The sequence below is a fragment of the Vibrio sp. KMM 9700 genome, from assembly GCF_058545285.1.
Genome location: NZ_CM178589.1, coordinates 2,269,890 through 2,291,415 on the forward strand (window position 1 = coordinate 2,269,890; position 21,526 = coordinate 2,291,415).

Below are 21,526 nucleotides of genomic sequence, written 5' to 3' on the forward strand. Positions count from 1 at the left end.
GAATCTAAATATTAACAGGAACATAGATACTATGTATAACAAATTAACACTTTTATAACCTTTGCGCTTGTTACCGCTGTTTTAACGGCCCAACACGAGCAAATTAAATATTTAAGTGATGTACTGCCAGTTGCAACTGCTGGCGTAACCAAGTATGAGCACTGTCATGGGTGCGGCTTGGGTGCCAAATTGCACAAATATCAAAATGTGTGTTTTCAAATGGTAGCGGCACAGTTTTAATCGCGTAAAGCGGCTTAAAATACTCCAGAGTTGATTTTGGCAAAATGCAAATATGATCGGTACATTCGACAACGGATAACATTTCACCGGCGCCCGGCATTCTATGGGTGATTTGACGTGCTTCTAAATCATCGCCATGCTCATTATTAAGCAAAGTCTTTCTCACTTGCCAACGCGACAGGGCAACATGTTTTTCATTAAAAAAATCTTCTTTAGTAATACTTTGCTTTTGGCATAATCTTGGGTGGTTTTCACTAAAGGCCACACACGCATTCTCAACCATAAGGCGTTCATGCTTCAATACAGAACGTGCATTAGGCGCGATATCTATCACTAAATCATAACGTTGTAAGCGCAAATCTTTTTCTGCATCTTGGCTAAATAATGGGTGAACCTCAAGGTTTATCTGCGGTCCTTTTTCTTCAACTTGACGGATTAAAGAGTTGATCCAACTATTGCCAAAGACAGATATACAGGCTATCGAAAATGTTTTATTTGAATTTTTCGGGTCAAAGTCACGTGAGGCAGTCAATGTGCTATTAAAGTTAGCCAGCGCAGCTTCAAATGCCGGATATATATCCATCGCAAAAGAAGTGGGTACAACGCCATCGACACTACGATTAAATAGTGGATCATCATAAACTTCACGTAAACGTTTTAAAGATTTACTTACCGCAGGCTGGCTAATCGATAGTCGCTTTGCCGCCTTAGACAAACTCTGCTCTTCATAAATAGCGACAAAAATAGGGATCAAATTAAGTTCAGTAGTTTTCATAATTGGCTCAGCTTATTTTATATTCGGTGTGAATTAAACTTTGAGGATTGCTTATGCGGCCTAGTATAAGTCTACACTTATTTTAAGGTGGTTATAATAACTATAACCTATATGTAAAATACTACTTATTTAATTGTGTGTATAAGGTTTGTTTATTTTATATTTGTTTCGGATATGTTACAAGAACACTTAAATCGTATGGTTATTATTTATTGAATTACAGTCTTCTTTATTGTGGGTATTTTGTTGATGAATAATTTTTAACCTAAATTATTGATATTTATGTTTTTATTTGTTTTTAATAAGCTATGTTATTCATGGGGTGAATATTTTTGATTTTAAGTGTGTTAAAACTAATTTAATAAAAATAATAACATTTTAGTATCAAAGACTGATATTTTTTTTAACAATGATGTATACTGATTTTGCAACTGAGAACTAATGCCTTAGTTGATTATATATTTAGGGGGTCACCTCTAGCTTTTATGGATAAATTCTTCAGGAGGATTCATGCATCCTATTTTTAAGAAAACACTCACTTTAGGAGCCGCTCTGACTTCTTTTAGTGCTTTCGCTGCTGATAAGCCAAATATTTTGGTTATTTTTGGTGACGATATTGGTCAAACAAACGTTTCAGCTTACACAATGGGACTTGTTGGTTACCAAACCCCTAATATTGATCAGATTGCTAAAGAAGGTGTTATTTTCACCGATTACTACGCAGAGCAAAGCTGTACTGCGGGTCGTTCAACATTTATCACAGGTCAAAGTTCACTACGTACTGGTCTTGCGAAAGTGGGTCTACCTGGCGCAGATGTTGGCCTTCAAGAGCGTGATGTCACCACAGCGCAACTGCTTAAAAACCTAGGCTATGCAACCGGCCAATTTGGTAAAAACCACTTGGGCGATCGTGATGAATTCTTGCCAACAAACCATGGTTTTGACGAATTTTTCGGCAACCTTTATCACTTGAATGCGGAAGAAGAGCCAGAGAACCGTAACTACCCACAAGACCCTGAGTTTAGAAAACAATATGGTCCACGTGGCGTTATCCACTCTTATGCTGATGGCAAGATTGAAGATACTGGTCCACTAACGCGTAAGCGTATGGAAACGATTGATGAAGAAACCGTTTCTGCAGCGATGGATTTCATGGAGCGCCAAGTGAAAGCTGAGAAGCCTTTCTTCGTTTGGTGGAACGCAACGCGTATGCACTTCCGTACCCACGTAAAAGAAGAGCATCGTGATAAACCAGGCCTAAATGCACGTACTGAATATGCTGATGGTATGATCGAGCATGATAACCAAGTCGGTCAAATCCTAACAAAACTTGATGATCTAGGCGTAAAAGACAATACAATCGTTCTTTATACGACTGATAACGGTCCACATAAAAACTCTTGGCCGGATGCGGGTCTAAGTCCGTTCCGTAGCGAAAAAGTAACCAACTGGGAAGGTGCTTACCGTGTACCTGCAATGATTCGCTGGCCGGGTCATATCCAAGAAGGTGCGGTTGCTAACGGTATCGTGAGTGGTCTTGACTGGTTACCTACGCTACTTGCAGCAGCAGGTGAGCCAACAGTGAAAGAAGACTTGCTAAAAGGCAAACAAGTTGGCGATAAAACTTTCAAAGTTCACTTAGATGGTTATAACCAACTTCCTTACCTAACAGGCGAAGTAAAAGAGTCGCCACGTAAAGAATTCTTCTACTTTAACGATGATGGTCAATTAGTTGCACTACGTTATGAAAGCTGGAAAGTTGTTTTCATGGAGCAACGTGCACAAGGTACGCTACAAGTATGGGCTGAACCATTCACCCCACTACGTACACCTAAACTATTTAACCTACGTTCAGACCCATATGAGCAAGCAGATATCACATCAAACACTTATTGGGACTGGGTACTAGAACATGTTTATCTATATGTTCCAGCACAAGCGTATGTGGGCAAATTCCTTCAGTCATTTGAAGAGTTCCCACCAAGCCAAACACCAGCATCGTTTAACTTAGATACTGTGATGGAGAAACTGAAAGAAGTACCAAATAAATAAGAATATTTGAGTATAAACTTTAGTTAATCTACTAAAAGCCAACAATTGATGATTTGATTGTTGGCTTTTTTGTTTTCGTAGAAAAATAAACGGCTTACATATCTATAGGTTATATGCGTTATAAGGCGACAAGCATCGTAAGAGTCCATAAAGTTAGCATTGATAAAAAATATTTTTATCGAATACGACTTAATTAAGTGGAGTAACACATGGTAAATAAGTTTAGTAAGCTAGCTTTAGGTGCCAGTCTGATTTTGAGCTCAGCTTCAACAATGGCTGCAGACAAGCCTAATATTTTAATTATTTTTGGTGATGACATTGGTCAAACCAACATCTCGGCCTATACCAAGGGCTTAGTGGGATACCAAACCCCAAATATCGATAAAATTGCCAATGATGGTGTTATTTTTACCGATTATTATGCAGAGCAAAGCTGTACAGCAGGGCGCTCAACATTTATTACGGGTCAAACAACGCTACGTACCGGTCTTGCGAAAGTAGGTCTACCGGGCGCTGATGTTGGTTTGCAAGATCGCGATGTGACGATTGCACAACTACTTAAAAACCTAGGTTATGCAACCGGCCAATTTGGTAAAAACCACTTGGGCGATCGTGATGAATTCTTGCCAACGAACCACGGTTTTGATGAATTCTTCGGTAACCTTTATCACCTCAATGCAGAAGAAGAGCCAGAAAACCGTAACTATCCTCAAGATCCTGAGTTTAGAAAGCAATATGGTCCACGTGGCGTGATCCACTCGTATGCTGATGGTAAAGTTGAAGATACAGGTCCACTTACGCGTAAGCGCATGGAAACCATTGATGAAGAAACTGCATCCGCGGCAATGGACTTCATGGAGCGACAAGTAAAAGCTGATAAGCCTTTCTTCGTTTGGTGGAACGCAACACGCATGCACTTCCGTACGCACGTAAAAGAAGAGCATCGTGATAAGCCGGGTCTAAATGCACGTACAGAATATGCTGATGGTATGATCGAGCATGATAACCAAGTGGGTCAAGTTGTGAATAAGCTTGATGAGCTAGGTGTTTCTGATAATACGATCGTTTTATACACCACAGATAATGGTCCACACAAAAACACATGGCCTGATGCGGCGCTTAGCCCATTCCGTAGTGAAAAAGTGACCAACTGGGAAGGTGCATACCGTGTCCCTGCGATGATCCGTTGGCCGGGCCACATAAAGCCAGGCACGATCGCAAATGGTATTGTCAGTGGTCTTGACTGGTTGCCAACGCTACTTGCAGCAGCTGGTGAGCCTAACGTCAAAGACGAGCTTTTAAAAGGCAAACAAGTTGGCGATAAAACTTTCAAAGTTCATCTAGATGGTTATAACCAACTACCATACCTAACAGGTAAAGAAAAAGAATCACCACGTAAGGAATTCTTCTACTTTAACGATGATGGTCAATTGGTTGCACTTCGCTATGAAAGCTGGAAAGTTGTGTTCATGGAGCAGCGCGCACAAGGTACGCTACAAGTATGGGCAGACCCATTCACACCGCTACGTACGCCTAAACTATTTAACCTACGTTCAGATCCATATGAGCAAGCAGATATCACATCAAACACTTATTGGGACTGGGTACTAGAACATGTTTATCTATATGTTCCAGCACAAGCGTATGTGGGCAAATTCCTTAAGTCATTTGAAGAGTTCCCACCAAGCCAAACACCAGCATCGTTTAACTTAGATACTGTGATGGAGAAACTGAAAGAAGTACCAAATAAATAAGAATATTTGAGTATAAACTTTAGTTAATCTATTTAAAGCCAACAATTGATGATTTGATTGTTGGCTTTTTTGCTTATGATATCTGAAAACTAGCGTTGAACTTGCTTAGTTTTATGCCAAAATTCTTGCTAATATAGAGCAGAAACTAAATTTTAGGAATTGCTATGAAAAACACACTGTTAGCTTTATCTGCTTTACTTGTGCTAAACCCCGCTTTTGCCGCTCCCGTTGCAACCCCAGCAACTATGCCTGTGCAAACTGCTGAGCAAAATACACAGACAGAACTAACCCGAGCGCAGCAAACTGCTTATACCGCGCAAAATATTAAAGCTTCAGAAAAAGAGCGCGCAGCAGCTTTACGCCAATTATCTCTCTTTCCGAATCAAAATTCTTTGGTGGCAGTCGCCAGAGCGTTAAAAGAGTCGAGCCCTGTGATCCGTGAAGCTGCCATCATAGGCTCAGAGCCTTATCCGACCAAAGATAGATGGCAAATGGTATCGCCATTATTAAGTGATGAGAGTGAGCAAGTGCGCGTCACCGCTGCCATGAATTTACTGCGTAATTATGATGATTTAAGTGCCACTCAGCTAGAAACTCTTGAGCCAGTGGTGCAAGAGTTGCTTACGCATTTAAAAGCTGTTGATACCCCTGAATCCCAATTATTACTTGCCGATGCCTATCGCTTTCATCGCGAATGGCCAAAAGCTGATGCCTTATATCGCAGCTTACTTGAAAAGGATCAAAAGAATCCAACGCTTTGGCTAAACCTTGCGGAAAACGAGCGTGCGCAGCAAAAGAACCAAGCCTCAATGGATGTGTTAAATGACGGGCTAAAACTGCTGCCTGAAAATGCCGATCTGCATTACTCTAAAGCTATGGCCTTGGTGCGTTTAAAGCAAAAGCAAGAAGCAGCCAAAGAAATGAAAAAAGCGGCGACCCTTGCTGAAGGGAATAGCTATTACTGGTATTTAGATGGTGTGCTGCAAGAAGCCTATGACGCAGATGATGCGACCAAGTCTTTTGAACAAGCTTATTTGATCTCTGGTGCGCCAGAGCATTTATATGCGGTTTGTGATGTGTATGCGCGTCATCAAAACCCGAAAACAGAGCAGTGTTTAGAGGAGCTTGCGAAATATGCACCTAAGCAAGCAGTGGATCAAATTAGGCAGTCAATGCAATAACTTAAATAGTTAAATGCTTAAAAAAGCAGTGAAGAGAGGGTTTCAATCTATTGAAATTCACTTCGCTGCTTTTTTATTGCCTAAATAGTAGAGATAAGATTTTAGTTAAAACTGATTTGATGTTTGTTTTGCCACTTTTTCGCAATGAGATACACCAAGAAGAACTGGCAGATAAGCGCAGCGACAAATAACAAGCTTGATTGCACAAAACCTGCGATAAGGAAAAAGATGAAAGCGAGCGAGCCATTGATTAAGGCATAAGGCAGTTGCGTTCTAAAGTGCTCGAATTGATCGCACCCTGCACCTGTGGATGACAAGATAGTCGTTTCTGAAATCGGGGAGCTATGGTCACCAAATAAGCCGCCGGATAACACAGCGCCAATACAAGCATATAAATGCGCATCAATGGCAAAGGCTGATGGAATCGCAAGTGGGAACATAATAGCAAATGTGCCCCATGATGAACCCGTGGCAAACGAGATGATTGCCGAGAACAAGAAGATGACACAAGGAAGTACCCAACTTGCAAAGTTTGCTTGAGCTAGGCTAGTAATATATTCAGGTGTACCGAGTGATTTTCCGACGCTACTTAATGTCCAAGCAAGAATCAAAATAATCGCAACCGACATCATATTACTCATGCCTTTGAGATATAAATCGATGCCATTTTTTAAATCTCGTACCCCATAAACCGCCATTAAAATTAATAAAGTCACAGCGGCAAGAAAGTAAGCACTGGAAAGGGCGGCGCGAAAAACAGATCCTGGTACTTTTTCAAATGGGAAACCTTGCGGCACGAGTAAGGCTGCAAACACACTCGCCATGACTAAAAGTGGTAACCAGACAAAAGATGGACGCGCATTCTTGTGAGTGAAAGCGTTCAGGGTTTCAGTATTAGAGAGATCGCTTGTGCCTTGTTGAGCATTGTATTCAGCTTTTGCCATCGCGCCAAAGTCTAGTTTTTTAATTGCGAGAATAGGTAAGATCCCTAGCGCAAGAAAGGCATAAAACTGATAAGGGATCGCAGCAATGAAAAGATCCCAGTCATTTAAGTTTGGTGCAAGTTCGCTGATTTCTTTTTGTAATAAGCTCATGATGTATACGCCCCAACCAATAAAGGGCACTAAAATCGCAACGGGTGAAGCTGTGGAATCGAGAATAAACGCAAGTTTTTGACGCGATATTTTAAGCTTATCAAACAAAGGTCGAAAGGCTGGGCCGACGATTAAAGGCGTGCCTAAATCGGAGAAGAAAATCATGATCCCACCAAGCCATGCGGCAAGCTGAGTATGCCCACGTTGGTTTAATACGTTCGTGACTTTGGTAGCAAAGGCTTGCCCGCCACCGGATTTTTCCATTAAGGCAACAAAGCCGCTGATAAAAATAAGCAGTACCAATACCCCTGCATTATAGCTATCCGTTAATTGTGGGACAAAGTAGTCTTGGACGATAAGGCGAAAGGTATCTAGTGGCGCAAAACTAGTTTGTAGCATAAAGATGCCACAACACACCCCAACAAAAAGGCCAATAATGACGTTTCTTGTCCATAGAGAGAGGATTAAAGTTAATAAAATTGGCAGCAACGACAAAATGCTGTGGGCGTAATCCATGTACAAATCCTTTTGGTTATTTATTCTATTTTTATGAATATATATTTTGAAGTGGACTTTGTATAGTGGAAATTATTATTAATTTGGCGCAGGGAAGGGAAAGATGATACTAAGCGGGTTGAATTGGTGATAAAAACATCAAAGTGAGCCTTAGAAGGAGCAGATCTATCTAGACTCACTTATGAAAGCTTTATCTTTATCGAAACTGCTTAGCTTCTTCAAGGTATTCAAAGCCTGCGCTGGCAAGTTTATCGATAAGCTTTTGTTTATCTAAATCAAGAGATTTAACTAGGTTATCTAAATCTCCATATTCATCACGCAATTTCATATTGATGATGCTCATGAGCATGACAGGATCCATGCTTTCATATTTACTTAAGTCCATTATTAAGCCTCGTCTTCAAAGTCAGAAATAAGCAGGTTTGCTGCGGCAAAGGCCGCACGTTCACGGGTTTCAAGCGGAAGGGTTTCATCTGCGGCAATGTCATTAAAGGTTTTGACTGCGCAGGTGATAGCTTGTGGAATGTAGCCTTGATCACCACTACCGATTTGTGCATAAAGCTCTTTGACTAAATCACAACACTGATAAACTTTCATGGTTTGTCCTTTGTCTTAACTGAGGCATGCAAAGGCTTGGGTATCAATACGAAAAGTTGCTTAAACCATCCATGGACGCTTGTAAAAATACATCCATGTATTTTTACACTTTTCTCCATGATATCCCAAGTCTTTGCTTTAACTTAGCTATTTTCATCGAATAAAAAAATAGGCAGTAACACTAGATTACCACCTATTTATTAACTTTTTAACTCAAAAACCTTAGGCTAACTGAGCTTTAAGATGCGCAACAATCTCATCCATCGCGATAGCAGTCTTTTCACCACTACGACGGTCTTTATATTCAAAGTTGCCTTCATCCATGCTGCGATCGCCGATCACAACAGTATGTGGAATACCGATAAGCTCGATATCTTTAAACATCACGCCCGGACGCTCTTTACGATCATCAAATAGCACTTCAATGCCTTGCGCTGTTAGCTCGTTATAAAGCTTCTCAGCCGCCTGCGCTACACGCTCAGACTTGTGCATATTCATCGGCACAATCGCCACTTGGAAAGGTGCAATCGCATCCGGCCAGATGATACCAGCGTCATCATGGTTTTGCTCAATCGCAGCCGCCACAACACGCGTACAACCAATGCCGTAACAACCCATTTCCATGATTGCATTTTTACCGTCAGGACCCAGCACAGTTGCGTTCATTGCTTTTGAGTAGTTGTTACCCAATTGGAAGATATGACCCACTTCGATACCGCGTTTGAGCTGAAGTGTGCCTTGGCCACAAGGGCTAGGATCGCCTTCAACAACGTTGCGTAGATCAGCAACTTCGCCAAGTGCCACGTCACGTTCCCAGTTAATGTTGATAAAGTGCTTGTCGTCAATGTTTGCGCCAGCAGAGAAGTCACTCATCACGGCAACACTGCGATCAACAATAAATGGCAGTTCAAGGTTAACTGGGCCAAGTGAGCCTGGGCCTGCGCCGATAAGTTCACGAATCAAAGACTCATCAGCAAATTCAAGTGGGCTTGCAACTTGTGGCAAGTGCTCCGCTTTGATTTCATTTAGCTCGTGATCGCCACGGATAATTAAACCGATGATTTGCGCGTCAACTTCTTCAGAGGCTTTGACAAATAAAGTTTTCACTGTTTTTTCAATCGCAACCGCGTGATGCTCCACAAGCTCTGCAATGGTTTTTGCATTTGGCGTGTCGATCATTTGCATCTCAGCTGTTGGCGCTGCGCGCTCAGTGCTTGGTGCTAGCGCTTCTGCTTTTTCGATGTTTGCTGCATAGTCAGAGGCATCAGAGAAAGCGATCAAGTCTTCACCACTTTGCGCTAAAACATGGAACTCATGTGACGCGCTACCACCGATAGAACCAGTATCAGCCAATACAGGGCGGAAATCTAAGCCCATGCGATTGAAGATATTGCAGTATGCTTGGTGCATCGTTGCGTAGGTTTGATCAAGGCTTTCTTGATCAATGTGGAAAGAGTAAGCATCTTTCATGATAAATTCACGTGAACGCATTACACCAAAACGCGGGCGCACTTCATCACGGAATTTAGTTTGAATTTGATATAGGTTAAGAGGCAATTGCTTATAAGATTTCACCTCGTTACGCACCATATCAGTGATCACTTCTTCATGCGTTGGGCCTAATACAAAGCCGCGATCATGGCGATCATTAATACGTAGCAATTCGGGGCCAAATTTATCCCAACGACCTGTTTCCATCCAAAGATCAGAAGGTTGCACAACAGGCATTAAGGTTTCAACCGAGCCTGCTTTGTTCATTTCTTCACGAACAATATTTTCAACTTTACGTAGAACACGTAAACCAGTGGGCAACCAAGTATAAAGACCAGAAGCAAGTTTACGGATCATCCCAGCACGAAGCATAAGCTGGTGGCTGGTAATTTCAGCATCGTTTGGCGTTTCTTTCAGTGTCGAAAGAAGGTAATTGCTAGTGCGCATTTTAATACCTGTTGTTAAATATAATAAAAGACAGATTATATACCCAAGTAAGTTTAATATCCAAGCAACTTCAAGGCTTGAACCAATGCATTATTCAAACTTATCTCAATTGCTCTTAATTTGTTCTATTTTAGTCACTTCTAGATAAGCTTGATTGAGGTTTGGGACGCTTTGACCGCTCGCAGAGCTTGCTTGTTGGACTTTAAAGCTAACATTAAAATCAAATAAATGAACCGCATAGGTTTTCTCATCTAATTTGCCTTTTTTATAGGCTGGGCGCGGATCTTGCGCCAGAACCTCTGAAATCACCTGTTTATACTGCTTAGATTTTAGAGTTTGATTTAAAAATGCATCCGCTTGGGTTGAAAAGCTGACTTCAAGTAGTTGCGGGCTTTCCTTAGCAAAACCAGAGACCGCATCGGGCAGGGCATCGGAGTAAGCAATATAAGGTTTGATATCAATAATCGGCGTACCGTGCATCATGTCTGCGCCTTTTACATCGATCCAAACTTGGCCATTTTCATGGCGCACGCCAACTAATTCTACCGCCGACATGCCAATCCCATTGGGGCGAAAGGTGGCGCGACTAGCAAACACACCAATGCGCTGATTGCCGCCAAGGCGTGGTGGGCGCACAGTTGGTTTAAAGCCCGCATCAAGGTTTTGATCGAAGAGAAATAACACCCAGATATGGGAAAAGTTTTCCAAGCCGCGCACCGCCTCTGGCATATTGCACGCACCGCTAAGGGCAATATGTGACACCACACTTGGCGCAAGGCCAGGTTGGCGTGGGATCGCAAACTTTTCTTTATATGGAGAGTGGATGGTGCCGATGGGCTCTAAATCAAACACTAAGTACGCCTTAAGGAATAAACAACAAAGGGGCATTTTAGCTTGCAAGGGCGTTTTTTCAAAGCCCATGACGCTTGCTTTTATCTATCATGGCTTGGCTTGAAAATAAACTGTACCAAAACTGTCACATTGCTTGCTTAAGATGAGATCAGAACTTACTGATCTAATCCAAAGGAATGAACATATGAAACGTGTACTGGCTTTATCTGCCATGATGGCAAGTTTAATTACCACACCTCTTTTTGCACAAGCGGACACTCAAGCGCAATTGATTGAGCAAGCCAAAGCTGAAGGTCAAGTTTATAGTGTTGGCATGCCTGATACTTGGGCAAACTGGAAAGCGACATGGCAGGATCTTAAAACTCAATACGGGATTGAGCACCAAGATACGGACATGAGTTCGGCGCAAGAAATAGCTAAATTTGAAGCAGAGAAAAGCAACGCGACCGCAGATATTGGTGATATCGGCATGGCATTTGCGCGCACCGCTGTGGCTAAAGGCGTGACTCAAGCCTACAAACCAAGTACATGGGACAGCATTCCAGATTGGGCAAAAGATAAAGATGGCCATTGGGCGCTTGCCTACACGGGCACCATTGCTTTCATTTCAAATAATAACCTAGTTAAAAATCCGCCGAAAACTTGGGATGACCTACTTAAAGGGGACTACAAAGTAACAGTCGGTGATGTCGGGGTGGCCGCGCAAGCGAATAATGCTGTGCTTGCTGCCGCTTTCGCCAAAGGTGGTGATGAAACCAACCTAAAACCTGCGATTGAGTTTTTTGCCGAACTGGCTAAACAAGGTCGCCTTGCTTTTACCGATCCAAATGTAGCCAACTTAGAGAAAGGCGAAGTTGAAGTTGCGATTATGTGGGACTTTAATGCGCTGAACTATCGCGACCAAATCGAGCGTGATCGCTTTACGGTAAGCATTCCCCAGGATGGTTCAGTGATCTCAGGTTACACAACTATCATCAATAAATATGCGAAAAACCCAAATGCAGCCAAGCTTGCGCGTGAATATATCTTTAGCGATAAAGGTCAAATCAATCTTGCCGATGGCTATGCACGACCAATTCGCACCGAAGTAACTTTGCCGCAATCAATTAAAGATAAACTTTTACCTGATTCACAATATCAAAATGTTCACCCAATTGAGAATTTTGATGCATGGGAAAAATCAGCACGCCAATTGCCGCGTTTATGGCAAGAAAATGTACTGATTAACCAAGAATAAAAGGCAAGATTATGAACCATAAGGTCATCCTCGTTGTTCTTGATGGCCTCAATTACCAAGTAGCTCATGAGTGTATGGGCTACTTAAATGGTTTAATTGAGAAGAATCGAGCGAGTCTGTATAAGATTAAATCTGAATTACCTTCTATGTCTCGTCCGCTTTATGAGTGCATTTTGACCGGTGTCGCGCCGGTGGACAGCGGCATAGTGCACAACCAAGTGGTGCGTCTGTCCCATCAAGAATCTATTTTCAGCCTTGCACGCGCCGAGCAAAAAACAACGGCCGCCGCGGCTTACCATTGGGTCAGTGAGTTGTATAACCGCGCCCCATATCAAGCTGAGCGAGATAGATTTACTCATGATACGTCACTTAATATTCAGCATGGTATTTTTTATCACTGGGATCACTACCCAGATGAAGCCTTATTTCTAGATGCGGATCACCTCCGAGTCACTTATCAGCCTGATTTTCTTTTGGTGCATCCGATGAATATTGATGATACCGGGCATAAATTTGGCCTTGATTCGGCGCAATATCGTAACAGCGCTCGCCATGCCGATATTATTTTATCTAACTTTTTGCAAACTTGGTTGCAAGCTGGCTATCAAGTCATAGTGACCAGTGATCACGGCATGAATGATGACCGCTCTCATGGCGGAATTTTAGATTGTGAGCGTGAAGTCCCTTTATTTTTGATTGGTGAGGCATTTTCTACGCATCATGAAAACCACACCCGAGTCGAACAAACGCACTTATGTGGCTTAGTCTGTGAGTTATTAGGGCTTGCGCATCAAAAAGATATTTGCCTGCACGTCTTAAATGATAAATAGGAGCAAGAAGTATGTCTCTCCAATTAAGTGACAAAGCTGCGTCATCACACAACAAACTAAAAACAAAACTGAAGTTTTTAAAACCTAGCCTCTACCTACTTCCATTTGCAGTTATTTTTTACCTCTTTCAAATAGCGCCCACTTTGTGGGTGTTAGTCAACAGTTTCATTGCTGATGGCGCTTGGTCATTGGCGCATTATCAAGAAGTGCTTAGCTCCAAGTTTATGCTACAAGGCTTTCATAACAGTATTTGGTTGTCACTATCCTCGGCGTCAATCGGTTTATTTATCGCGGCGCTACTGGTTTCATCTTTGCGTCATTTAGACAATAGATTGCGCGATGGGGTGATAGCTTTTACTAACATGAGCAGTAACTTTGCAGGCGTGCCGCTTGCTTTTGCCTTCATTATTATTTTGGGCGTCAACGGCGCTTTTACATTACTGCTTAAAAAATATGGCTTGATAGAAGACTTTAATTTATACGGCAAGTGGGGACTTTTGGTGATTTATGTTTATTTTCAGATCCCGCTGGCTGCACTTTTGTTATACCCAGCTTTTGATAGCTTAAAAGCAGATTGGAAAGAAGCTGCGGCCTTATTAGGCGCAAGCAGCAATCAATATCGCTTGCGTGTCGCCTTGCCGATTTTGATGCCAGCGCTGCTCGGTACATTTATTATTTTGATTGCCAATGCGATGGGCGCTTATGCCAGCGTATATGCCTTAACTGGTGGCAACTATAATTTGGTCACCATTCGCATCGCAAGTTTAGTTTCGGGGGATCTCTTCCTTGAGCCAAATTTAGCGGCAGCAATCTCCGTCTTATTACTTGTCTTGCTAGGTTTTATATCTCTTGTGAATCAAATGCTTATTTCAAGGAGTTATCATGCAAAAGGTTAAGCAGGGGCAAGAGCATTGCGGGCATAAGGTTATTGTTTTTTCAATTATTTTTATCATGCTGGTGCCGATTTTAGCCACCATTATTTACTCATTTGCCTCCAAATGGGGCGCAAGTGTGCTGCCAGATGGGTTTACCTTTGATTGGTATATCCAATTGCTTACCGATACGCGCTTTTTGGCGGCATTTGGACGCTCCTTACTGCTTGGGATCGGCAGTTTAGCGCTGAGCTTTGCCTTAATCGTGCCGGCAATATTTGTGATTTTTTATTACTATCCAAAACTAGATAAAGTCATGGGCTTTTTTATCTTACTGCCTTTTGCTGTGCCGCCTGTAGTCTCTTCGGTTGGCTTATTGCAGCTGTATGCCGATAGCACAATTCCTTTAGTTGGCACGCCTTGGATCTTAGTCGGTACTTACTTCACGATCGTGTTTCCTTTTATCTATCGCTCCATTGCGAACAACTTTAAGGCGATAGCCTTGCACGACTTGATGGACGCTGCGCATTTACTTGGCGCCTCAACCACGCAAGCGTTTTTCAAGGTGATTTTGCCGAATCTAAAAAAAGGTTTGCTGTCCTCTTTATTTCTATCTTTTTCAATTTTGCTAGGTGAGTTTGTCTTTGCCAATATTTTGGTGGGGACGCGCTTTGAAACCCTGCAAATTTATCTTTATAACATGCGCCAAACCAGCGGTCACTTCACCTCAGCGTTAGTAATTACTTACTTTGTATTTATCTTTATTTTAACTTGGCTTGCTAGTCGCTTTAGCCAAGGAGAGCAAAAATGACTTCAAATTCAAACTATGTCAAGGTCTCAGGGCTTGAGAAATCCTTTGCCAACAATTGCGTCTTTGCAAATATTAATTTCTCGATTGCGCAGGGCGAATTTATTACCTTACTTGGGCCAAGTGGTTGTGGTAAATCCACTCTTTTGCGTTGTCTGGCAGGCTTAAACGGCGTTGATCAAGGCGTGATAGAGGTCAATGGTGAAGATATTACGCATCATCAACCGCAATTGCGTGGCATTGGCATGGTGTTCCAATCTTATGCTTTATTTCCCAACCTCACGGTGGCAGGCAATATCGGCTTTGGTTTGAAAGTAAAAAAAATGCCCACTGATGAGGTCGAGAAACGAATTGCGAAAATGGTTCGACTGGTTGAGCTTGAAGGTAAAGAGAAACAGTATCCGCATCAACTCTCTGGTGGTCAAAGGCAGCGTGTTGCACTGGCGCGTGCATTAGTCATGGAGCCACGTATTTTGTTACTCGATGAGCCGTTATCTGCGCTTGATGCCAAAATTAGGAAGCATTTGAGGGTTCAAATTCGCCAGATCCAAAAAGAAATGAATCTCACGACAATTTTTGTCACCCATGATCAAGAAGAAGCCTTGTTAATGTCAGATCGCATTTTCTTAATGCATAAAGGGAAGATCGTTCAGCAGGGGCGCCCAGAAGATATTTATACTCAGCCTGCAAATGAATTTGTGGCAGGTTTTATGGGTCATTACAATTTATTGAGCGCAGAAGATGCGAGCGCTTTATTTAACATCCAAAGCCAGTCTAAGTTAGCAGTTCGTCCGGAGTCGATTTATGTGCATGAGCAAGGGCGAGTATATCCTGAGCACGTGTCGGCTCCGATTCGGGCAGAAATCTTAAGCGCTCAGCTATTAGGCAATGTGATCCGCTATCAAGTGAAAATGTGCGCGCAAGCTCAGCCTGAATTAACGGTTGATTTATTGAATCGCTCACAAGAACGTTTAATCGGGATTGGTCAGCAGATTGATCTATGTTTTAACTTAAACGAGATCAAACCTGTGCAAGCGGCCTAACGCTTGTGCTTCATTACATAAGCCTAAATAACAAACAAAAAAAAACCTAGCGACAGAGTCGACTAGGTTTTTTTAGGGGCTATAGTTGCGAGTAAGACTATTTTACGTTCAACTATTAATCACCTTGTGTGTGGTCGGTGATTATATTCTTAGCCTGATTAAAGCATGCAGGCTAACAACAGAAATTTATTTGCTTTGGCTCACTGTATATTGTGAGCTTTTATTTGCATAAGTAGTAAGGTTTTTAGCTGTTGTGTTGCTGTTATATACAACATTTTGCGCTTGTACGTTACCATTTTTTGCAGCTTGCTGCGCTTGGATTTTAGCAAGTTTTTCAGGGTTAAATGTAGGAATAGATTTATCGACTACGCCACGAAAAACAACCGTATGGCTTGCTTGTTTTGCTGCATTGGCTGGCATTGCAAAAACCATGCCTAAAGTTAAAACGCTAACGATTAATGAAGTAGTTTTAAAAGTGTTCATGTCAGTACCTATTCCTTTAAATAAGATGCTTGAGGTGTTTAACTCATTGAAAACAGCTTATTCTTTAAATTTAACAAACTAAGAATAACCTGATTCACATCGACTATTCTCTCAATATTCACTGCTGTGATACATTTTCGTGTGATTTGCATCATGTTTTAAAGCGTTTTGTGAACTTGATGTGTTAACTATGTCACATTTTTGTGAGATGTCAAATTAACCAACTAAAGCGTGTGGGTATAGGTTTTTTAAAATTACTGAGTTATCATTAGGTTAAAAAATAGGCAAAAGTGTGGGTGAGGTCTCATTAAAAGGTCGGATGAGTTATAGTTGTTTGTTTTTTATACAATAAAAGACCATTCAAAAAATAATGATGATTAAAAATGAAAAAAATTAAATTATTTTTGTTTTTTAGGGATATTTACACTCGTTTTACTTTATTTTTTTGAAGGCGATCTTGTTTTAAGTTGAAAATGGCGCCTATTCTTCGACTTATTTAAAGCGCAGAGGGGTGTTTATTATTTTTGAATTCTTGGTTAAATAGAATTTGAAAGTCTATGGATGCGCATCGCAAGCGAGGAATAAGAGCGAAGGATTGAAGAGGCAAGCTTGACTGAAATGATTATCAAAAAGTCTAGTGAGTTGAACTCTATCCGCCATGAGCTTACTTTGCATAAAACATGCATAGATCCTGCTTGGATTATACGTAAACATAAAAAGCCCCAGCGACAGTGACGTCGGCTAGGGCTTTTTGGGGCTATAGTTGCGAGTAAGACTATTTTACGTTCAACTATAAATCACCCAGCAGTGCGCTAGGTGATTATATTCTTAGCCTTTATTACATACCAAGACTAACAACAGAAACTTTTTTGTTTTGGCTCACTGTATATTGCGAGCTTTTGCTTGCATATGCCGCATGGTTTTTCTCAGTGGTATTGCTATTAAACACAATACCTTGAGTTTGACCATTTTGCGCTTGAATACGCGCAAGTTTCTCAGGATTAAATGTAGGAATAGATTTATCGACTACACCACGAAAAACAACCGTTTGGCTCGCTTGTTTCCCTGCATTGGCCGGCATTGCAAAAATCATACCTAAAGTTAAAACGCTAACGATTAATGAAGTAGTTTTAAAAGTGTTCATGTCAGTACCTATTCCTTTAAATAAGATGCTTGAGGAGTCTAACTCATTGAAAACAGCTTATTCTTTAAATTTAACAAACTAAGAATAACCTGATTCACATCGACTATTCTCTCAATATTCACTGCTGTGATACATTTCCGTGTGATCTGCATCATGTTTTAAAGCGTTATGTGAACTTGATGTGTTAACTATGTCACATTTTTTGGGTATGTCAAATTACTTGACTAAAACATGTGGATATAGGTTTTTTAAAATAATAGATTTATCATTAGGTTAAAAAATAGGCAAAATTGTGAGCGAGGTCTCATTAAAAGGTCGGATGAGTTGTAGGGTTTTGTTTTTTATATAAAAAAAGACCCCATTAAAAATAATGAGGTCTTAAATTAAAAAAAATGAATTTTTTTATCTTTTTATTGGATTTACATCCATATTACTTCGTTTTCTTTGAACTAGGTCTTGTTTTAAAGCCTAATTACCAGCCTTTAACTGCGCCACCTTTAAATAGCTCATCAGCTTTAGCGAACACTTCATCTGTTTGATAAGACTTAACGAAGTTTTGTACGTTTTCATCTTGAACATTGTCTTCACGTGCAACGATAAGGTTTACATATGGCGATTCTTTGTCTTCAACAAAAAGACCATCTTTCGCAGGTGTTAGATCGATGCTGCTTGCAAAAGTGCTGTTAATTACAGAGATTGCAACGTCATCTAAAGAGATAGGTAGTTGCGGCGCTTCAAGTTCTACGATCTCAAGATTTTTTGGATTTTCCTCGATATCACGAACTGTTGCTTCAAGGCCAGCACCTTCACGTAGTTTGATTAAGCCTTGTTTTTCAAGAAGGATTAATGAACGGCCAAGGTTTGTTGGATCATTCGGGATAGAAATGCGATCGCCATCTTTTAGCTCATCAACAGATTTGATTTTTTTCGAGTAGCCAGCAATTGGGTAAACAAGTGTATTGCCCGCCACTGAAAGCTTATAGCCACGGTCTTTGATTTGCTTGTCTAGATATGGTTTGTGTTGGAATGCGTTCGCATCAATTGAACCATCATCCAGCGCAGCATTTGGCGTCACATAATCTGTAAAGGTGACTAGCTCAACGTCTAGGTTGTATTTTTCTTTGGCAACTTTTGCAGCCACTTCAGCAACTTGTGCTTCAGCGCCAGCAATTACGCCAACTTTGATTTTAGACATATCTTTTGCTTCTTCACTGCCACAGCCTGAAAGCGCGAGTACAGAGGTTGCAGCAATCGCAGCCAGTAATTTTTTACTTTTTAGTAGTTTGCTAAATAACATATAGAACTCCATTTGAATAATTCCCAGATTCCAAAATAGGGATACTGTTTTTATCTTTACTTGTAATTGTAAACTTATCGATGATCAACTGCAGCAGCAATGCGATCGCCAATTGATTGAATAATTTGCACTAAAATAATTAAAAGTACAACTGTTACCGCCATAATGGTTAGATCATAACGATGGAAACCATAACGAATGGCAACATCACCCAGACCGCCGCCGCCAACAGTACCAGCCATTGCCGAATAACTCACCAGCGTCACTAAAGTAATAGTGATCGAGTTGACTATGGTTGGCATGGCTTCAGGAAGCAATACCTTGGTAATAATTTGCATTGGGCGTGCGCCCATAGCTTGCGCGGCTTCCACAAGCCCAGTTGGGACTTCTAAAAGTGCGCCTTCAATTAAACGCGCCACAAATGGAATCGAACCAATGGTGAGTGGAACAATCGCCGCTGTGGTGCCAATGAAGGTGCCGACTAGCATTTTAGTCACTGGAATAATCGCTACCATTAGCACTAAGAAGGGCACAGAACGGCCGATATTCACGATAGCGCCTAAGATTTGATTTACTTTTAAGTTCTCTTTTAAGCCGCCTTTTTTGGTGATATGTAAAATCACGCCTAGCGGGATCCCAAAGACAACGCCGACGATGCCAGCGACCGCAACCATATATAAGGTTTCACCGGTTGCGCCTAAAAGTAGGCCACTATTAAAAGATAGCCAATCTAAAATTGAATTAAGCGACATAACCTAGTACCTCTAATTTGATTTGCTTGTCACGTAAGTAAGCAATTGCTTTCTCGATTGCCTCGGCTTCACCGAAGAACTCAGCCATCATCAGGCCAAAGCGAACGCCACCGGCATAGTCCATGTTGGAGCTTAAAATGCTGATATCAACGTCAAACTTACGGCACACTTGGCTGATCACAGGCGCATCCACACTCGCGCCAGTAAATTCGAGGCGAATAAGTGGGAAGTGATTTGGCTCAGGGCTTGGTTTTAAACGTGCTTGATAATCTTCTGGAATCGATAAATCTAAGGTTGAGCGAATAAACTCACGCGCTAAATCAGTTTTTGGATGAGCAAAAATATCACTCACACTGCCTTTTTCAACCAACTCGCCACCGCCGATAATCGCCACTTGATGGCAAATGCTTTTCACCACTTCCATTTCATGAGTGATCAAAAGAATGGTTAAGCCGAGTTCTTGGTTGATTTTTTTAAGCAGTTTTAAGATTGAATGTGTGGTCGCAGGATCCAGCGCACTCGTCGCTTCATCACACAACAATACATTCGGATCGCTTGCAAGGGCGCGGGCAATTGCCACACGCTGCTTTTGACCACCACTTAAATTTGATGGGTAGCTTTGATGTTTATCGCTAAGGCCAACAAGGTCTAATAATTCTGTGACTTTGCTTTTGATATGCGCTGCATCAGCACTGGCAAGTTCAAGCGGAAGCGCCACGTTATCAAACACAGTGCGTGATGAAAGCAGGTTAAAGTGTTGGAAAATCATGCCGATATTACGACGTGCCTGGCTAAGCTTAGCTTCATTTAAGTCTGTCAGCATTAAGCCATCAACTTCAACTGTGCCACTTGTTGGCGCTTCAAGCATATTCACGCAGCGGATCAAGGTACTTTTACCTGCGCCCGATGAGCCAATCACACCAAAAATTTCCCCTTGCGGGATCTCTAAATTAATATCTTTGAGGGCATGGATGGTTTTGCCACCTGTCTCAAATATTTTATTGACTTGATTAATCTTAATCATGAGTAAACCTAGCTGGCAGCTAATCTTGAAATCTACAAGTGCGATCTTCAACATCCATTTTGCTGCATTTTATTAACATTCACTTCATGCTATGGCTTCGCTGATTTGAAGTCAATAGATATTTTTACGTCTAGACGGCTAAAAAGTGCGAATGCCTATAAAACGTCCAAAACAAAGTTAACAGATGTGATGAATATCTTGGGGAATAATCCTAAGCATGTAATAATTTACCTAAATGTCTGCAATCAAGTGAGAAGAGCTGTGTCCAATTCTGCGAACCAATCAATTAAAAAAGCTGTATTTTTAGACCGAGATGGTGTGATCAACAAAGATCATGGTTATGTCGGCAAAGTGGATGACTTTGAATATATCGAAGGTGTGTTTGAAGCGACTAAAAAATTGAAACAGATGGGCTATATGCTGGTCTTGGTGACCAACCAATCTGGCGTGGCGCGTGGTTATTTCTCTGAAGATGAGTTTTTAGCTTTAACCGAATGGATGGACTGGAACTTTGTTGACAATGGTGTGGAGTTTGATGGCATCTATTATTGCCTGCATCACGCCACAGAAGGGCAAGGCGAATATAAGCAAGATTGTGATTGCAGAAAGCCAAAACCTGGGATGTTTTTATCAGCGCGTGATTTTCTAAAAATAGATATGAGCCAATCTGTGATGGTGGGTGATAAAGCCGAAGACTTGATGGCAGCCGACGCAGCTGGGGTAACAACTAAAATTTTAGTGCGCTCAGGTAAACCTGTGACTGAAACCGGTGAAGCTTTAGCAGATGTGGTGCTTGATGATATCAACCAAGTGCCAGATTGGTTAGCTGCGCAATAACTGATTAGTTGCGTCATAAATAACTGAGCTAGGCAATAAGTTATATCGCTATACTCTTCATATTTGAAACTGCAGCGGTGTTAACTGCTCTGCGTCACCCTAGTCACATATTCTTATATGCTCCTAGGGATTCCTCGCTTGTTGCCTTGCTGCAATTCCAACTATTTTGACTGTATCATTTTGAATTATATGATATGTCC

At 41.4% G+C, this 21,526-nt stretch carries 19 protein-coding genes and 1 pseudogene; 9 read left to right on the forward strand and 11 right to left on the reverse strand.

Translation table 11 applies throughout. The annotated features are described in order from the left end of the window. Positions 1-103: 103 nt before the first annotated feature. Positions 104-1,015, reverse strand: coding sequence for a LysR family transcriptional regulator (locus tag AC2VOY_RS10140; protein WP_491831225.1), 912 nt, complete (start codon positions 1,013-1,015; stop codon positions 104-106). A gap of 510 nt (positions 1,016-1,525) precedes the next feature. Between AC2VOY_RS10140 and AC2VOY_RS10145 the strand changes: the two genes are divergently transcribed. The 3 genes from AC2VOY_RS10145 to AC2VOY_RS10155 all read left to right on the forward strand — a co-directional run bounded on the left by AC2VOY_RS10145 (position 1,526) and on the right by AC2VOY_RS10155 (position 6,002). Beyond that, on the forward strand, positions 1,526-3,067 hold the full coding sequence (locus AC2VOY_RS10145) for an arylsulfatase (RefSeq protein WP_491831226.1): 1,542 nt from the start codon (positions 1,526-1,528) through the stop codon (positions 3,065-3,067). 209 nt (positions 3,068-3,276) lie between these two features. Then, positions 3,277-4,821 carry an arylsulfatase gene (locus AC2VOY_RS10150; RefSeq protein WP_491831227.1) on the forward strand — a complete coding sequence of 515 codons (1,545 nt, stop codon included), beginning with the start codon at positions 3,277-3,279 and terminating at the stop codon, positions 4,819-4,821. Between the two features lie 164 nt (positions 4,822-4,985). Next, positions 4,986-6,002, forward strand: a complete 1,017-nt coding sequence (locus tag AC2VOY_RS10155) for a HEAT repeat domain-containing protein (RefSeq protein ID WP_491831228.1) — start codon at positions 4,986-4,988, stop codon at positions 6,000-6,002. 101 nt (positions 6,003-6,103) lie between these two features. Here AC2VOY_RS10155 and AC2VOY_RS10160 read toward each other — a convergent pair whose 3' ends face one another. From AC2VOY_RS10160 to tsaA, 5 genes are all read right to left on the reverse strand, one after another. Continuing rightward, positions 6,104-7,612 carry a Na+/H+ antiporter NhaC family protein gene (locus tag AC2VOY_RS10160; RefSeq protein WP_491831229.1) on the reverse strand — a complete coding sequence of 503 codons (1,509 nt, stop codon included), beginning with the start codon at positions 7,610-7,612 and terminating at the stop codon, positions 6,104-6,106. A gap of 196 nt (positions 7,613-7,808) precedes the next feature. Then, the gene (locus AC2VOY_RS10165; protein WP_491831230.1) at positions 7,809-7,997 is read right to left on the reverse strand and encodes a DUF4250 domain-containing protein; all 189 of its coding nucleotides are present in this window, start codon (positions 7,995-7,997) and stop codon (positions 7,809-7,811) included. Between the two features lie 2 nt (positions 7,998-7,999). Next, complete coding sequence (locus AC2VOY_RS10170; protein ID WP_491831231.1) at positions 8,000-8,209, reverse strand: YaeP family protein; 210 nt, start codon at positions 8,207-8,209, stop codon at positions 8,000-8,002. 222 nt (positions 8,210-8,431) lie between these two features. Further along, on the reverse strand, positions 8,432-10,147 hold the full coding sequence (locus tag AC2VOY_RS10175) for a proline--tRNA ligase (protein ID WP_491831232.1): 1,716 nt from the start codon (positions 10,145-10,147) through the stop codon (positions 8,432-8,434). A 105-nt stretch (positions 10,148-10,252) separates the two neighbouring features. Beyond that, a complete protein-coding gene (gene tsaA, locus AC2VOY_RS10180) occupies positions 10,253-10,999 on the reverse strand; it encodes a tRNA (N6-threonylcarbamoyladenosine(37)-N6)-methyltransferase TrmO (RefSeq protein ID WP_491831233.1) in 747 nt (248 codons plus the stop codon). A gap of 265 nt (positions 11,000-11,264) precedes the next feature. Here tsaA and AC2VOY_RS10185 point away from each other — a divergent pair. The 5 genes and pseudogenes from AC2VOY_RS10185 to AC2VOY_RS10205 form a co-directional block, all read left to right on the forward strand. Continuing rightward, positions 11,265-12,236: pseudogene (locus AC2VOY_RS10185) on the forward strand (ABC transporter substrate-binding protein); the annotation flags it as partial. 11 nt (positions 12,237-12,247) lie between these two features. Further along, the gene (locus tag AC2VOY_RS10190; protein ID WP_491831234.1) at positions 12,248-13,066 is read left to right on the forward strand and encodes an alkaline phosphatase family protein; all 819 of its coding nucleotides are present in this window, start codon (positions 12,248-12,250) and stop codon (positions 13,064-13,066) included. Between the two features lie 11 nt (positions 13,067-13,077). Then, positions 13,078-13,962, forward strand: a complete 885-nt coding sequence (locus AC2VOY_RS10195) for an ABC transporter permease (protein WP_491831235.1) — start codon at positions 13,078-13,080, stop codon at positions 13,960-13,962. Next, entirely contained in the window at positions 13,949-14,749 is an 801-nt protein-coding gene (locus AC2VOY_RS10200; protein WP_491831236.1) for an ABC transporter permease, read from the forward strand. The genes AC2VOY_RS10195 and AC2VOY_RS10200 overlap by 14 nt, the downstream gene beginning before the upstream one ends. Continuing rightward, a complete protein-coding gene (locus tag AC2VOY_RS10205; RefSeq protein WP_491831237.1) occupies positions 14,746-15,789 on the forward strand; it encodes an ABC transporter ATP-binding protein in 1,044 nt (347 codons plus the stop codon). Before AC2VOY_RS10200 ends, AC2VOY_RS10205 begins: the two co-directional genes overlap by 4 nt. A 186-nt stretch (positions 15,790-15,975) precedes the next feature. Here AC2VOY_RS10205 and AC2VOY_RS10210 read toward each other — a convergent pair whose 3' ends face one another. The 5 genes from AC2VOY_RS10210 to metN form a co-directional block, all read right to left on the reverse strand. Then, positions 15,976-16,272 carry a hypothetical protein gene (locus tag AC2VOY_RS10210; protein ID WP_491831238.1) on the reverse strand — a complete coding sequence of 99 codons (297 nt, stop codon included), beginning with the start codon at positions 16,270-16,272 and terminating at the stop codon, positions 15,976-15,978. An 838-nt stretch (positions 16,273-17,110) separates the two neighbouring features. Further along, positions 17,111-17,416, reverse strand: coding sequence for a hypothetical protein (locus tag AC2VOY_RS10215; protein WP_491831239.1), 306 nt, complete (start codon positions 17,414-17,416; stop codon positions 17,111-17,113). Positions 17,417-17,888: 472 nt separating this feature from the next. Then, positions 17,889-18,713: a MetQ/NlpA family lipoprotein gene (locus AC2VOY_RS10220; RefSeq protein WP_491831240.1), complete on the reverse strand. Its 825-nt coding sequence runs from the start codon at positions 18,711-18,713 to the stop codon at positions 17,889-17,891. A 74-nt stretch (positions 18,714-18,787) separates the two neighbouring features. Next, positions 18,788-19,465, reverse strand: coding sequence for a methionine ABC transporter permease (locus AC2VOY_RS10225; protein WP_491831241.1), 678 nt, complete (start codon positions 19,463-19,465; stop codon positions 18,788-18,790). Beyond that, complete coding sequence (gene metN, locus AC2VOY_RS10230) at positions 19,455-20,489, reverse strand: methionine ABC transporter ATP-binding protein MetN (RefSeq protein ID WP_491831242.1); 1,035 nt, start codon at positions 20,487-20,489, stop codon at positions 19,455-19,457. Before metN ends, AC2VOY_RS10225 begins: the two co-directional genes overlap by 11 nt. Positions 20,490-20,750: 261 nt before the next feature. On the opposite strand from metN, the gene gmhB reads away from it, so the two are divergent. Next, the gene (gmhB, locus tag AC2VOY_RS10235) at positions 20,751-21,326 is read left to right on the forward strand and encodes a D-glycero-beta-D-manno-heptose 1,7-bisphosphate 7-phosphatase (protein ID WP_491831243.1); all 576 of its coding nucleotides are present in this window, start codon (positions 20,751-20,753) and stop codon (positions 21,324-21,326) included. Positions 21,327-21,526: the final 200 nt, after the last annotated feature.